11 protein-coding genes are annotated in these 14,244 nt (G+C 71.2%); 6 read left to right on the top strand and 5 right to left on the bottom strand.

Features of this window, described 5'->3' with window-relative positions:
* Positions 1 to 215: 215 nt before the first annotated feature.
* Both AC067J_RS25580 and AC067J_RS25575 read right to left on the bottom strand, forming a co-directional pair.
* Complete coding sequence (locus tag AC067J_RS25580) at positions 216 to 1,829, bottom strand: alpha/beta fold hydrolase (protein WP_478302884.1); 1,614 nt, start codon at positions 1,827 to 1,829, stop codon at positions 216 to 218.
* Entirely contained in the window at positions 1,829 to 3,187 is a 1,359-nt protein-coding gene (locus AC067J_RS25575) for an alpha/beta fold hydrolase (RefSeq protein WP_478302882.1), read from the bottom strand. The genes AC067J_RS25580 and AC067J_RS25575 overlap by 1 nt, the downstream gene beginning before the upstream one ends.
* A gap of 883 nt (positions 3,188 to 4,070) precedes the next feature.
* Here AC067J_RS25575 and AC067J_RS25570 point away from each other — a divergent pair.
* Complete coding sequence (locus tag AC067J_RS25570) at positions 4,071 to 4,592, top strand: TerD family protein (protein WP_478302880.1); 522 nt, start codon at positions 4,071 to 4,073, stop codon at positions 4,590 to 4,592.
* Positions 4,593 to 5,133: 541 nt separating this feature from the next.
* Complete coding sequence (locus AC067J_RS25565) at positions 5,134 to 5,490, top strand: VOC family protein (protein WP_478302878.1); 357 nt, start codon at positions 5,134 to 5,136, stop codon at positions 5,488 to 5,490.
* Positions 5,491 to 5,805: 315 nt separating this feature from the next.
* On the opposite strand, the gene AC067J_RS25560 is transcribed toward AC067J_RS25565, so the two are convergent.
* On the bottom strand, positions 5,806 to 6,138 hold the full coding sequence (locus AC067J_RS25560; protein WP_478303191.1) for a winged helix-turn-helix transcriptional regulator: 333 nt from the start codon (positions 6,136 to 6,138) through the stop codon (positions 5,806 to 5,808).
* Between the two features lie 207 nt (positions 6,139 to 6,345).
* Here AC067J_RS25560 and AC067J_RS25555 point away from each other — a divergent pair, with 207 nt between their 5' ends.
* From AC067J_RS25555 to AC067J_RS25540, 4 genes are all read left to right on the top strand, one after another.
* A complete protein-coding gene (locus AC067J_RS25555; protein ID WP_478302877.1) occupies positions 6,346 to 7,191 on the top strand; it encodes an NAD(P)H-binding protein in 846 nt (281 codons plus the stop codon).
* A gap of 648 nt (positions 7,192 to 7,839) precedes the next feature.
* On the top strand, positions 7,840 to 9,582 hold the full coding sequence (locus AC067J_RS25550; protein WP_478302875.1) for a SulP family inorganic anion transporter: 1,743 nt from the start codon (positions 7,840 to 7,842) through the stop codon (positions 9,580 to 9,582).
* Positions 9,583 to 9,784: 202 nt separating this feature from the next.
* Positions 9,785 to 11,275 (top strand): glutamate/gamma-aminobutyrate antiporter GadC, encoded by a 1,491-nt coding sequence (gene gadC, locus AC067J_RS25545; RefSeq protein WP_478302874.1) that lies wholly within the window; start codon positions 9,785 to 9,787, stop codon positions 11,273 to 11,275.
* Complete coding sequence (locus AC067J_RS25540; RefSeq protein ID WP_478302872.1) at positions 11,272 to 11,709, top strand: hypothetical protein; 438 nt, start codon at positions 11,272 to 11,274, stop codon at positions 11,707 to 11,709. Before gadC ends, AC067J_RS25540 begins: the two co-directional genes overlap by 4 nt.
* A gap of 368 nt (positions 11,710 to 12,077) precedes the next feature.
* Here the strand turns inward: AC067J_RS25540 and AC067J_RS25535 are convergent, their stop codons facing one another.
* A complete protein-coding gene (locus AC067J_RS25535; protein ID WP_478302871.1) occupies positions 12,078 to 13,325 on the bottom strand; it encodes a hypothetical protein in 1,248 nt (415 codons plus the stop codon).
* A 274-nt stretch (positions 13,326 to 13,599) separates the two neighbouring features.
* A complete protein-coding gene (locus AC067J_RS25530) occupies positions 13,600 to 14,067 on the bottom strand; it encodes a MarR family winged helix-turn-helix transcriptional regulator (protein ID WP_478302869.1) in 468 nt (155 codons plus the stop codon).
* Between the last annotated feature and the right edge of the window lie 177 nt (positions 14,068 to 14,244).

Genomic DNA, 14,244 nt, shown 5'->3' with positions numbered 1-14,244 from the left:
GGCGCTGCGGACAGGACGGCTCCGACGACGCGTACGCCGGCGTCGCCGCTCTCCGCGGCTTCGTCCGGAGCCGAGCCGACCCGCTGCCCATACCTCGCTCGCCGGGACATCACACCGAGTGGGAGGCCGGTCCTGGTGGGCGTTCCGGCGCGGGGGTTTCTCCTGGATCAGTTGGCCGGTCGGCCTTACGACCCGGATCAGTTGGCCGGTCGGCCCTACGACCCGATCTCGAAGTCGGGCGGCTGGAGACATGCGAGGCATTCCGTGTTCGGCGCGGTCGGAGTGTCGAAGAACGAGCGGGTGATCTCCTGCGCGCACGGCGAGTCGGCGAAGACCACGTGGGCGACGTAGGGGACCGTGACCTCGGTGGACCGGCTGAGTGTGCTGGCGGCGTACGGCCCGCTGCTCGGTGCGGTCTGGGAGTCGAACCCGCCCGACAGGACGAGGGTCGGGATGTCGCTGTGCGTCACGTCCCGGATCGAGCGTGGTGCCGGGGGGACGTCCCAGGCGCGGCAGTCGTCGTGGAGCCAGGCGAGCAGCGGTGCGTTGGCCAGCACCGACCGGGGGAACGACGGGAAGGCGCGCCGCCCTGCCTCGGTCACGTCCTCCTCGCTCTCGAACGGTGTCCACTCGCTGCAGAAGACGCCGTTGGCGATCCCGTAGGACGTCCTCCCGATGGCCTGCGGGCTGAGCTTGCCTCCCGCCCACTGCTGGGCGATCCGCTGGGGGTTGCCGTGGGCCAGTTCGTCGATGGAGCGGGGTACTCCGGCCGCCAGGTGGCTGGCGAAGGTCAGCCAGTTCACCAGGACTCCGCCGTCCAGCACGACCTCCACCGGTTCGGGGTGGCCCGGGACCGTGACGGTGGTGGTGACCGGTCGGGCTTCGAGCTCGCTGACGAGGCGCTCGAAGGTGGCCTTCAGGTCCGGATAGCGGGTGTTGCAGGCGGGTTGGTCCGCGCAGGCCTTGAACATGCCGTCGAAGCCCTCGCGTGCGGCTTTCCAGGTGACGGCTCCCCCGGCGAGGGACGGCGGCAGGACGCCGTCGATGCCGACCGACCGGATGCCCTCCGGGTGCAGGCGCATGTACTGGAGCGCCAGGTCGGTGCCGTACGAGATGCCGAACACGTTCCACTGCTCGATGCACAGCGCTACGCGCAGGTCGGCGTAGTCGGCGGCGCTCTCGGTGCCGTTGTACGCGCTGAGGTCGGCGCCGCGGTCCACCAACTGCTCGCGGCAGGCCTGCGTGGCCTCGACGTGCAGGCGCCCGGTGGACGGTGCGCCGAAGACGAGATCGAGGGTGCGCGCGTTGAACTCGTCGACGTTCGGGCAGGTGAGCTCCGGGTCGGCCGAGTAGGCCCCCCGCTGGGACATGAAGATCACGTCGCGGTCGCGGTTCAGGCCCCCGTTGATCGCCATCGGGATCTCGGAGACCGCGTCGTCGCCGGGCCCGCCGGCGAGCCACACGATCGGGTCGGGCGCCGGTCTGCTGGTGGCCGCGGGGATGATCGCGACTCCGAGGGTGATCTCGCGTCCGTCGGGCCGGGACCGGTTCTCGGGCACGGTGAGCGTTCCGCAGCGGGCGCTCTCCAGGGCGGGGATCGGGTCCGCCGTCCTGGGACAGGGGCCCGGTTCGAAGCGGGCGTGACCCACCGTCCGGGCGGTTGTGCCGAGCGGCTCGCCGGCGCCGGGCTCGGCGTGGGCGGGCACCGCGGCGGGTGCTGCGGTGGGCACTGCGGCGAGGCCGAGGACGAGGACACCGGCCGTGGCCCCGGCGAGCCTGGCGAGGAACCGCCGCGCGGTGCGGCGGCGGTGGGGCGGGCGGACGGACATCAGGCGGTCTCCGGCTCAGGGGTGATGGTGAACGGTTTCGGTTCGACTCCTGCCGCGCAGCAGATGTCGGGTGCGGTCGGCTGGGCGAGGAAGGAGGCCAGGACGGTCTGCGCGCAGGGCGACTGGGGGACCACGAAGTGGCCGATGCCGGCGATCCGCACCGCGGTCGAACGGGACAGCGTCCGCCCCGTGTACGCTCCCCAGCTCGCCCCGGTCTTCGAGTCGAAGGTTCCGGAGATGATGAGCGTCGGCACGTCGCTGTAGGTGGCCACCCGCTGGACGGCGGTGCGGTCCGGGACGTTCCAGGCACGGCACACGTCGTGCTCGAAGGGCAGCTGCGGGGCCTGGGCCAGGACGCTGTCCGGCCAGTCGGGGAAGGCCCGGCGCCCCGCCGCGAGCAGGTCGGACTCCGAGAAGCCCGGCACCCACTCGGCGCAGGCCACCGAGTTCGTCAGCCCCTGGGCGAACTCGCCGATGACGGGCTTCGCACCGCCGGCCCGGGCCCGCGCGAGGCGCTCCGGATTCCCGTGGGCGAGTTCGTCGAGCGCCGCGGGGACGTCGGCGAACGGCAGGGCACCACCGTCGGCGACCAGCAGGTTCACCAGCGCGCCCCCGTCGAGGACGACCGTCACCGGGTCTCCTCCGGCCGGCGGTTGCACCGTCAGCGTGAGGGGGTCCGCCTCCAGGCGGCGGACCTGCTCGGTCAGCGTGCCCGGGAGGTCCGGGTAGCGGCTCCCGCAGGCGGGCTGGGCCTCGCACGCCGCGAAGACCGCGCCGATCCCCTCCCGGGCGCTGTCCCAGGTCCAGGGCAGGCTCACGATCTGCGGCGGAACGACCGAGTCGATCGCCACCGAGCGGATCCCCTCGGGGTGCCGACGCAGGTAGGTGAGGGCCAGCTCGGTACCGTAGGAGTACCCGTAGACGTTCCACGACTCGATGTCCAGCGCCCTGCGGAGGTCGGCGAAGTCCGCGGCGTTCTCGGTCGTGTTGTAGGCGCTCAGCTCGACGCCCTCGGCCGTCAGCCGGTCCCGGCACTCCGTGGTGGCGCGCACCAGGAGCCGCCCGGTCGACGGCGTGCCGTAGGGCAGCCCCACCGCGTCCGCGTTGAAGCGGTCGACCTCCGGGCAGGCGAGGTTCGGCTGCGAGTAGCGCCCTCCGCGCTGGGCCATGACGATCAGATCGCGTTCCCGGTTCACACCGGAGTCGATCAGGAAGGGGATCGCCCCGAACGCGTCGCCGCCGGGACCCCCCTCCATGAACACCACCGGGTCCTCGGCCGGCGTCGTGGACGCGGCCGGGATGATCGCGACGGCCAGCCGGATCGTCCGCCCGCCGTGTCGTTCGCGGTTCTCGGGCACCTCCAGGAACCCGCATCGCCCGGGGACCGGCTCGGGCGTGTCCGGGCAGGGCCCGGGCACGAACCGCGCCGGAGCTCCGGACGGGGGCTCACGGACGGGTAGTGACACGGCGCTGCCCGGTGCTGTGCCGACGGCCCCCAGGAATGCCAGCCCGGCCGCGACGAGCGCCGCCCCGGTGGGCGCGCCCCGGGAACGCCCCCGTGCGCGCCTGCGCCGCAGCCGCCTTCGTACGGACCTGCCGATCCCGCGAACGGTCGGCACGCCGCCCCGACTGATGCCCTGTTCCGCCATGTGGTCCCTCTCGCTGTCGTCCCCGGCCGCCCCGTCGGGAACAACCCGGGTGGCTCCGCCCGCCGCCGCGTGGTTCGGTGCGGGGGCACTGCTCAGGCCAGCCTGCGGTCGTGGGAGGACGTCCACCATTCATGGACTCCACTCGGAGCATCCCTGCACCACCCCGCGGTCCGTCCCCTGCCGGAGTGACGTGGCTCAGCTGCTCGGTGCGATCCTGACCGGATGTGGAACCAGGCACTCCAGTCGGAGGCGTGGCAGGGCGGACTGCTTCGGGAACCGCCCGGTCCGCCGGCGAATCGTTTCGGGCAGTCGGCCCGATTCGAGCGACATCGCGCAGGCGGAGGGCGGCATGTTCCGGGTTCTCAGTCGCCGATGCGTCCGGCGGTGTCACCGGGCACGACCGGACCGTCCTGCGTGGAGCTGACGAAGACGTCGCCTCCGTCGGGTCGGGCCGGGCGGTCAGCCAGGCCCGAGGTCCGTCCAGCGAAGCTGACTTTATGTCAATAGCATGTCAGTACACTATCGTTGCCCATCACGGGCAGGTACTCAACGGCGCCTTGCCGGGTCGGTGTGACGACGAAGGGAGAGTCCGGTGAGCAGTCTCAACAAGGGGCTGGAACGGATCGAAGTAAACCTGTTGTGGGACCCGAGTCCCGCCGGCTCGGCACGTCACGATCTGGACCTCGTCGCCGCGACGTACACCGCCGACGCCCCGTCCGTCGCCCCCGCCTACCTGGTTCACTTCGACAGTCGCGCTCCCGACGGCACGATCACACTCACCAGGGACAGCCTTGACGGCAAGGGCCTCGGCGTCGACGAGCGCCTGGTCCTGGAACTCGACCGTCTGGCGCAGCGCTACCGCCGGGTTGTCGTGGGCGTCGCCATCCAACAGAACGCCGGCCGGCTGACGTTCGGGGACATAGCGAACCCCGTGGTGAAGATCCGGAACGGGCGCGACGAGTTCGCGGCAGTGGACTTCTCCGGCGCCGGTGAGGCAACGGCGGCGCGGGTCGCGGAGTTCGTCCGGGACAGCTCAGGGGTCTGGGGATTCCGGCCCGGGGTCCACGGCTTCGACGCCGATCCGGCGACTTTCGCGAGGATCATGGGCACCTGAAGCCTGTCACAGAAGGTCGGGTGCGGGTAGGCCGGGATTCCGACCGACCTGCTGCTCCAGGCGGTTCGGGCGAGGTTGCGCATGCGGGCGGCGGCCCGCACCGTCCGGACGCTGTCGGTCGATTCCGCCCCGCTGGATCTCATCCGGCGGGGCGGAGTGCCACGAAGGGCGAGTTGTGGGTCTTGGCGAGCGGCCTGCCGCTGAGCCGGGCACCGATGCGGGGCGATCGCCGGCACCTTCGACGCCACCCTTCCAACGCGGTCGGCAGCGCAGCGCTGAACTCGATGCTCGACACCTGCGCGGAGCCGTCGACCGGGTCGGCCCGCCCGCGGGTGTGGACGGGCCAGCCGGTGCGGAGCGGTGCCGTGCGGTGCGATGCCGTGCGGCCCAGGGTCGCGCGGTTCGCCCCGCTTTCGGGGGACGGATCCGCGCGGGGCCGGGAGCGGAGGCACGGGGCAGCGGAACGTTCAGGGGGTGACGAGGTCGAGGACTCCGAACAAATTGAGTCGCCGGGGCAGTTGCGTTGCGAGAGCATGGCGGCATGCGCATCCTCGGCCTCGTCTTCGCGGGCACGTCCACGCCCCATCGCTCACAGATGGCCGGCTTTCTTGGCGACACCTTGGCATTGCCCCGTGTTCAAGTGGATGGCGTCGAGGCCGACTTGTTCGAACTTCCCGACGGATCGACCTTCGCGGTCGCCTCGCCCGGCGGGATGGGGGATACGCCCCGGTCCATAGGCTTTCTTGTCGATGATCTCGACGCGGCTGTTGCGGTCCTTCGTGAAGCGAACGTCGCAGTAGGGCCGATCGGCGAGAACGGACGTGAGCGGTACCGTCACTTTCGCGCTCCGGACGGCGAGCTCTACGAACTGGTGGAACGCAAAGGCGACACCGCGTGACCTTCCGGGCGATCAGGCTGATGCGTTCCTGACGTCGCCGGCAGATGACGGCGCAGCCGATGCCGTTGCACTCCCCCACGCCTCGCCAGCACCAATGCAGCCTCGCCCGTATGCAAACAGCCAGCATTTCTGCAGGTCAGCACACCCGACCGCATGGCTCGACCGGGATTTCGGAAAGCTCCGGAGCATGGAGGCGGGGGCCGTCCCAGTGGTCGGCTCCGGAAGTCCTTCGGGGGTTGACTCCGGAGCCGGCCGTGGGCATGTGTGTTGTCAGGTGTCGAGGGGCGGCAAGGTGGAACCGGGTGGGGCAGTCGACTACCGCGCCGAACCGGTGTCGTAGTCGTCCCGGGCCCGCTCGACTTCATCCAGGTTCGTGGCGGCCCATTCAGCGAGATGGGCGAACAGCGGCGCAAGGCTGCGGCCGAGTTCGCTGATCTCGTACTCGACCCGCGGTGGGACCTCCGGGTGGTAGGTGCGCGAGATCATGCCGTCGCGTTCGAGTTGCCGCAGCCGCTGGGTCAACACCTTCGGCGTGATGGTGGCGACCCGTCGTTGCAGCTCTACGAACCGTTGCCGACCGTGCATGTTGAGGGTCCACAGGATCGGCGTGGTCCACCGGCTGAACACGATGTCCACGACCGGGCCGATCGGACAGGCATGTTCGGCGTCGGTCGGCGCGAGCGCCGTCCAGGTCGCATGGTCGGCCGCTTGGCTCCCTGATGCATAGTCACTTTCCTGTAGGTACCTACTATATCGACGGTGTTAGCCTCGCCGGGTCGCGATGAGGCCCCTGGTCTGCGATGTTCTCGCCCGCTCGGGCGTGAGGAACACAGTGCAGTGGCAAGGGAGTTGTTCATGATCGTAGTGATGGGAGCGACCGGCAACGTCGGCCGGCCGCTCGTACAGGCACTCGCGGCGGCCGGCGAGCAGGTGACGGCGGTATCCCGAGGGGTCTCGGACGCAGTCGTGCCGAAGGGAGTCCGACACCGGCAGGCCGACCTGACCGCCCCGGAGAGCCTTCGGCCCGTCCTCAACGGCGCTGACGCCCTGTTCCTGCACGACGGCGGCGGCAGTGCCGCGCTGTTGAACCCCCGGGACATCGTCGACGTCGCGAAAGCCGGCGGAGTCGGACGTATCGTGCTGCTGTCCTCCATAGGAGTCGTCACCCGACCGCAGTCGTCCTCCCACGGAGGCATGATGCGGTCCATCGAGGACAGCGTCCGGCAGTCGGGCATGGACTGGACGGTCCTGCGGCCCGGTGGCTTCAACTCCAACGCGTACGCGTGGGCCGAGTCGGTCCGCGCACAGCGGACGGTCGCCGCGCCGTTCGGTGACGTCGGCCTGCCGACCGTCGACCCGGCCGACATTGCCGAGGTCGCCGCCGCGGCGTTGCGCGAGGACGGTCACGCCGGGCAGTTCTACGAGTTGACCGGGCCCGCCCTCAGCACGCCCCGGCAACGGGCCGAGGCGATCGGCGACGCGCTCGGAGAGCCCATCCGGTTCATCGAGCAGACCCGCGACGAGGCGCACGCGCAGATGGTGCGGTTCATGCCCGAGCCCGTGGTCGCGACCACCCTCGATGCCATCGGCGAGCCCAACCCCGCCGAGCAGCGGATCAGCCCCGACGTCGAGCGGGTCCTCGGCCGCGAGCCCCGCACCTTTGCCGACTGGGTTCAGCGTCACATCGCCGCCTTCCGGTAGGGGCGGCATCTGCGCTGCCGGCCCCGGCCGGGGCTACCCAGGGACTGCACCAGCCATGCCACCCGGATGCCCCGGCTCAGGGGACGGCGATCCCGGACAGGCAGAGAGCCCGGGCGCCCGCCGCCTGCCGAGTCGCGTCAAAATGCCTGAAGGGATTCGCATCGGCCTTTCCACTGGTCCGCGGCAGGCCGTCGCCCAACGTCATCCACTTCTGCTGATCGGCCTGTCCGCCGGCCTGCCCGGGCCCGCCGACCGCAAGCGCCCGGGCCGGCCCGCCTCCTTCGCCGTGCTTCAGACCGCGCAGGTCGAAGCCCTGGCCCGCCAACTGCCTGCAGAGACCCACACGCCCCTGTCGCAGTGGTCGTGCCCGGAACCGGCCCGCGAGGCCGTCGCCCGATGGCCGCGGCGGCGCCCTGGCCTACCCGGCCGCCTACGACGTCCCCCTCGCCCGGGTCTTCGTTCGCCGGGCAGACCCCAGCGTGGGCAACGCCTCAGTGGTGTGGCCCTCCTTGATGTGGCCCTCCGTGGTGGGCCGTCAGGAGGAGGCCGGAGGGCTCCGGTCCTCCGGCGCGGACGCGCTGGGCGGGAGCCTTGCCGCACATCCACGAAGCTCTGCCGCATCATGGACGGGGGCACGGAGGGAGATTCATGCCGCAGCCTGGTCCACGGAGCGGCGGATGGCGCCCTTCGGTACCTGCACTCCCCGGGCTCGCCGTGCTCAGGGGCTACCGGCGCGGCTGGCTGCGGGGTGACCTGCTGGCCGGCGGCACCGTCGCGGCGTACCTCGTGCCGCAGGTCATGGCCTACGCGGGCGTCGCGGGTCTGCCGCCGGTGGCGGGGCTCTGGGCGATCCTCCCGGCCCTGGCCGTGTACGCCTTCGTCGGCTCCTCCCGGCTGCTGTCGGTGGGGCCCGAGTCGACGACCGCATTGATGACCGCCACCGTGGTCGGCCCGCTGGCCGGCGGGGACGCGGACCGCTACGCGGTGCTGGCCGCCACGCTCGCCGTGGTGGTCGGCGTGCTGTTCGCGCTGGCGTGGCTGGCGCGGCTGGGATTCGTCGCCGACCTGCTCTCGCGGCCGGTCCTGATCGGCTACCTGGCCGGGGTGGCCCTGATCATGATGGTGGACCAGCTGTCCAAGCTCACCGGCGTCGAGGTGGAGGGCGAGGGGTTCGGTCCGCAGCTGAGCTACTTCGTGGGGCACCTCTCGCAGGCGGACACCGCCACCATGGTGTTCAGCGCGGCGGCACTGCTCTTCCTCTTCGCCCTCGACCGCTTCGCTCCCCGGCTCCCCGGGCCGCTGCTGGCCGTGGTCGCCGGCACCGCGGTGGTGGCGGCGTTCGGACTGCAGGACCACGGGATCGCCGTGATCGGCGAGATCCCGGCCGGACTTCCCAGCCCCTCCCTGCCGGACCTGGGCGAGGTGCACCGCCTCGTGCTGCCCGCGCTCGGGGTGCTGCTCGTCGGCTACACCGACGTGATCCTCACCGCGCGGGCCTTCGAGTCGCGCGCCGAGGGCGAGCAGCTGGACGCCAACCAGGAGCTGCTCGCCCTCGGCGGGGCCAACCTCGGCGCCGGATTCCTGCACGGCTTCCCGGTGAGCAGCAGTGCCAGCCGCACCGCGCTCGCCCAGTCGGCGGGCGGGCGCACCCAGGCGTACGCACTGGCGGCCGGCGTCGCCGTGCTCGCCGTGCTGCTGTTCCTGAGCCCGCTGCTGAAGTACACGCCGACGGCCGTGCTGGGCGCGCTGGTCGTCTTCGCCGCGATCCGGATGATCGACGTGGCGGGGCTGCGCCGGCTGAAGGGGTTCCGGCGCCGGGAGTTCCTGCTGGCCGTCGGCTGCCTGGTCGGGGTGCTCGCGCTCGACATCCTGTACGGGGTGCTGGTGGCCGTGGGGCTTTCGGTGGCGGAGCTGCTGAGCCGGGTGGCCCGCCCCCACGACGCCGTCCAGGGAATGGTGCCCGGTGTTCCCGGCATGCACGACATCGACGACTACCCGCAGGCGCACACCGTCCCGGGTCTGGTCGTCTACCGCTACGACTCTCCCCTGTTCTTCGCCAACGCGGAGGACTTCCGCAGCAGGGCGCTGACCGCCGTTGCCCAAGAGGCCGAGGCCGTCCGCTGGTTCGTGCTCAACACGGAGGCCAACGTGGAGGTCGACATCACCGCGCTCGACTCGCTGGAGGCGCTGCGGGCCGAGCTGGCCGGACGCGGCGTCGTCTTCGCCCTGGCCCGGGTCAAGCAGGACCTGCGGGCCGACCTGGACGCGTACGGGCTGACCGACTCCGTCGGCACGGACCGGATCTTCCCCACGCTTCCCACCGCCGTCGCCGCCTACCGCGCCTGGGCCTCCGGCGGCGGCCCCGGAACGCGGACCACCGACCGGCCGTGAGCGGACCACCGACCGGCCGTGAGGCGGGCGGCTGCCCGGACCCGGCACGCGGCGCCCGGCCGGAAAGGCCCTCCGGCCCGCCGGCTCCTGCGGCGCGCCCGGTACTTCGGACGGTCCAAGCCGCCGCGCCGGCGGCGTGCGTCGTAGCGATCCTTCTGTGTGAGGTGTGAGTTCACAGCCGATCGCAGCGCGGGAGGTTCCGATGAGCAGTGCGGAGGTGCCGGCGGACGATGCCGGGCGGTCGAGCGGCGCCCGGGCTTCGGACGCTGCGCGGGCAACGGCCGGATCGCAGAAGATCACCTGGTTGACGCTGGCGCTGATGACGACCAGCTCCGTCGCGAGCCTGCGCGCCTCGCCGACCATGGCGGTGTACGGCCTCGCCTGCGTCTTCCTGTACCTGGTGCCGGCCATCGTGTTCCTGCTGCCCACCGCGCTGGTGTCGGCCGAGCTGGCCTCCGGCTGGAGCGGCGGTGTCTACAACTGGGTGGCGCAGGGACTGTCGAAGCCACTGGCCTTCCTCGCCGTCTGGTGCCAGTTCGCCATGACGATCTTCTACTACCCCAGCCTGCTGGCCTTCGTGGCCAGCACGATCTCCTACGTGATCAACCCGGCGCTGGCCAGCAACGGCGTCTACACCGCGATCGTCATCGTGGTGCTGTACTGGACCGGCGTCTGGGTGTCCTCCCGCGGCACGAATGCGGTCGCGGGACTGGCTTCCGGCGGTCTGATCATCGGCACGCTGATCCCCGGCACGCTGCTGGTCCTGCTCGGGTTCGTCTTCCTCGGCCAGGGCAACGCCTCCGCCGCACCGATGGACGCCTCGCACATCCTCCCCGAGTGGACCGGCATCGCCAGCCTGGTGCTCATCGTGAACAACTTCCTCAGCTACTCCGGCATGGAGATGAACGCGGTCCACGTCAACAAGCTCCGCGACCCGGCCAAGGAGTTCCCGAAGTCGATGTTCCTGGCCATGGGCATGGTGCTGCTGATCTTCATCCTGCCGGCCCTGGCCATCAGCTGGGTCATCCCGGCCGACCAGCTCAGCCTCACCGCCGGAGTGATGCAGGCCTTCGACGCCTTCTTCCAGTACTTCCACATCGGCTGGCTGGTCCCGATCGTCGCGTTCGCGCTCTGTGCCGCGTCGCTCGGCGGAATGCTCACCTGGCTGGCCGGCCCTTCCAAGGGCCTGCTGCTGATCTCCCGCCAGGAGGGCTACCTCCCGCCCTACCTGCAGAAGCTCAACAAGCACGGCATCCAGCAGAACATCCTGGTCACCCAGGGCCTGCTCACCACGGTGATCGCCCTGCTGTACGCGCTGATCCCGAACGTGTCCAGCGTCTACTGGATCTTCTCGGTGATCACCACCCAGGTGTACCTGATCATGTACCTGCTAATGTTCCTGGCCGCCATCCAACTGCGCCGCAAGCTGCCGGACCACCCCCGCGGCTACCGCGCGCCGATGCTCACCACGCTCTGCGTGGTCGGGTTCGTCGCCTCCGCGCTGGCCATGGCGATCGGCTTCGTCCCGTCCTCCCAATTCGGCGGCGGCAGCGGCTGGGCGTACGTCGCCATCGTCGGCGGCGGCCTGCTGCTCCTCGGGGTGGTCATCCCCTTCGGCTTCCTGAAGGCACGCAAACCCAGTTGGCGCCGGCCCGACGCGGACGCCGTGCCGGTGGACGGAGGCATCGCATGAGCCCCACCCGGATGCGGTCCCAGCACCGCTGGATCTACATCGGCGCGATCGTGGTGCTGGCCACAATGATGATCATCGGACTGTTCACGTACACCCAGCAGAGGGCCACCAACGAGGCCCACCGCAAGGCGAACCAACTGAACGACACCCTCGTCGACCAGGGCTTCCGCCCCCGGAACGTCGAGAACCTCGCCCTCACCCTCGGCACCAGCGGAGGCGCCGTCTGCAACGACCCCAACTCGGCACTCAGACGCGCCCTCTGGCTGGTCCAGCTCTCCAACGGAGCAGGCGGTCCCGGACAGCGCCCGATCGTCGCCGACCAGCGGATCCTCGAAGCCGGCGCCGAGGTGATCAAGGTGTACTGCCCGGAGAAGCTGGACGACTACCAGGAGAAGATCGACAGCCTCAAGACCGCGAACGTGATCAGTGACTGAGCCCAGCCGGCGAGCGACCCGATCGACGACCTCGCCGACCGGGTGGCAACACGTACCTCGTCGGCGCGAGCGTGGCCATCTTCAACCCGGTCTACAGCCGTCACCAGGCGGCCGGCGCGACGGCCTCGGACGCGCTGGCGACCGGGTTCGCCCGGGCTTCCATCGGGCTCACCCTCTTCTGCGCGTTCGGCATCGTCCTGGCGCTCCTGGTCGGCCGGATCCGTCCTTCCGGCCCTCCGACCGCCGCCCACTACGCCGCGGCCGCCGCCGCGACCTCCCACACGATCCCGACCGAAAGCGAACTGAACGTTCAGGTCCGCGCGTTCCCCTGCTCCCGTGCCCGGACCGGGCACGGGAGCAGGACGGCGTCACCTGCGGCCGGTGAGCACCATCGGCTGGTAGGTCGACGACTTCGGGGTGATGCCGGCGCCCACCGCGGTCAACCGGCCGCCCGGCCCGGCCACCACCGCCTGGTAGGACAGGTCGGCGTAGCCGGGCACGGAGAGGTCGAGCGTCTCCCAGCGGCCGTGGGTGAAGCGCAGGCCGAGCGGCCGGTCCGGCCCGTCGCTCACCTCCCAACCGACGGCGGCCATGCCGCCCGGGACGGCGGTGACCGACCACAGCTTGCCGGCCACGCCCTCCGGGGCGGCCACCGTGCTCCAGGAGCGGCCGTCGTAGTGGGCGACCAGCGGGTGGCCGCGGTCCTTGTCGGTGAGGACGGCCCGGCCCACCACCCATACGTCGTCGGGCCCGGCGGCCGCAACGCTCTGGTACTCGCCGTAGAGCCCGGTGAAGGCGGGGGCGGTGACCCTGGTCCAGTCCCGGCCGTCGTAGTGCAGCAGGACGGGCTGGTCGTCGGGGTAGCCGGTGTTCCCGACCGCCCAGACGTCGTCCGGCGCGATCTCGGTGACGGAGCTGAGCCACCAGTCCCCGTCGATCTCGGGAACGGCGAGCCGGTGCCAGGCGGTACCGTCCCAACGTTCGATCAGTCCGGTGGTCCTCTGCTCCACCGAGTCGCTCCCGGGGACGGGGCCCGGGGTCCGGGCGGTGACGACCGCCGCACCACCGACCGCCCAGGCCCGGCCCGGCTGCGGTGCGGAGACGCCGAGCAGATAGAGGGAGTTGACCTCTCCGGGCGGCGCCTCGACGGTGGTGCTGGTCCACGCGGTGCCGTCCCAGTGCTCGGCCAGGATCCGGCCGGTGCGCCGGTCGAGGTCGCCCACGAGCCAGGCGTCGCGCGGCGAACTGCCCGCCACCGCCGTCGCCCGGCCGTCGTAGTCGGTAGTGGGGGCCGGGAGTTCACGCCAGGCGCCGTCCCCTCCCACCCGCTCCGTGACCACCGGGGTGAACAGCAGCCTCTGGTCGGCCCCGGTGATCCGGAAGCCGGCCGCCCAGGTGGTGCGGGCGTCGAGCTGCGCGCCGGAGCTGAGCACCGCGTCCTCCAGCGGCAGCTTCGCCGGTGTGAAGCGCGCCCCCGCCGCCCGCGCGCCGTCCACCTGCACGCCGTCGGCTCCCGGCGCCCCGGCCGCCGTGGCCGTGGTGGCCCCGCTGACCGTCGCCGCCGTCAGCACGGAAGCCGCCAGTGCGGCCACGGCCCAGTGTCGTACTCGCCTCATGTGTCGATCCCCAGATTCCTCGGTCGGTGTCGCATCACTGGGCGCCATCGGCGTGATCGCGCCCCCGTAGAAGAGAGGCACCGAACCTGACGATCTGTTACACATCCGCAGGCCGGGCACCGCCGCCCACCCGTCCTGCTCGCCACGGAGCAGCGTAGAACCCGACCCTCAACCCACAGTTGGCATGCGGCCTCACACACAGGCACTCAACAGCGCGAGTAGGCCGTGCGACGGATGCCCGAACCTGGGAATCAGGAGGCCGCCCGCCGACCTGTCAGGGAGCCGTCCCGCCCGCGTTGCGGATCAGCCGACCGAGCACCTTCAGCGCGACGACGTAGTCCGCGTCATCGATGCCCTCGTGGAGGGCGGCACGGATCGCGGGCGCGTTGCGTGCGAGGTCCACCCGGGCCTGCTCCCCCGCCTCGGTGAGCCACAGCCGGTCCTCGGCATCCCGCCTCAGCCAGCCGCGCTCCTCCAGCACCGCGGATTCTGCCGCCAGGTCGTCCTCGGGCCGGATGTACAGCTTCATCGCCTCCCGCAGCTCGGCCACGGTCATCCCCTCGCCGTCGGGCGAGATGTCGTTCACCGACAGGTTGCGCAGCAGCCAGAGCTGGGGCTGGGTGTAGCCCTTCTCGGTCTGCCGGGCCCGGGTGAACGCGATCAGCGCCTCGTAGGCGACACCGGTCCAGTACGCGGCGGGCTGTCCGGCGAGTGCCTCGTCGGACATCTGCTGGGTCGTCATGAAAGGTCCTTCCTGCTGCTGCTTCGAGTGAGAAACCTGCACCGCAAGTCGTGTGGGAGGGGGAGGATCAGTCGGCTACGACGGTGTTCTGGGCGGCGGCGATGCGCCAGGTGTCGTCTTCCTTGACGAGGATGTAGAAGGGGCGGCCTTCGGGTCGGTCGGTGATCCGGGTGCCGT

It is taken from the genome of Kitasatospora sp. NPDC042419 (assembly GCF_056437345.1).
Note: the sequence above shows the minus strand (reverse complement) of the source record. Positions and strands in the feature narration are given on the sequence as shown.

What these genes read in the sequence shown, in the direction of transcription:
- AC067J_RS25565 (WP_478302878.1), top strand. Translation starts at nt 5,134, where the DNA reads ATGCGCATCCTCGGCCTCGTCTTCGCGGGCACGTCCACGCCCCATCGC.
- AC067J_RS25535 (WP_478302871.1), bottom strand. Translation starts at nt 13,325, where the DNA reads ATGAGGCGAGTACGACACTGGGCCGTGGCCGCACTGGCGGCTTCCGTG.
- AC067J_RS25555 (WP_478302877.1), top strand. Translation starts at nt 6,346, where the DNA reads ATGATCGTAGTGATGGGAGCGACCGGCAACGTCGGCCGGCCGCTCGTA.
- AC067J_RS25530 (WP_478302869.1), bottom strand. Translation starts at nt 14,067, where the DNA reads ATGACGACCCAGCAGATGTCCGACGAGGCACTCGCCGGACAGCCCGCC.
- AC067J_RS25580 (WP_478302884.1), bottom strand. Translation starts at nt 1,829, where the DNA reads ATGTCCGTCCGCCCGCCCCACCGCCGCCGCACCGCGCGGCGGTTCCTC.
- gadC (WP_478302874.1), top strand. Translation starts at nt 9,785, where the DNA reads ATGAGCAGTGCGGAGGTGCCGGCGGACGATGCCGGGCGGTCGAGCGGC.
- AC067J_RS25550 (WP_478302875.1), top strand. Translation starts at nt 7,840, where the DNA reads ATGCCGCAGCCTGGTCCACGGAGCGGCGGATGGCGCCCTTCGGTACCT.
- AC067J_RS25540 (WP_478302872.1), top strand. Translation starts at nt 11,272, where the DNA reads ATGAGCCCCACCCGGATGCGGTCCCAGCACCGCTGGATCTACATCGGC.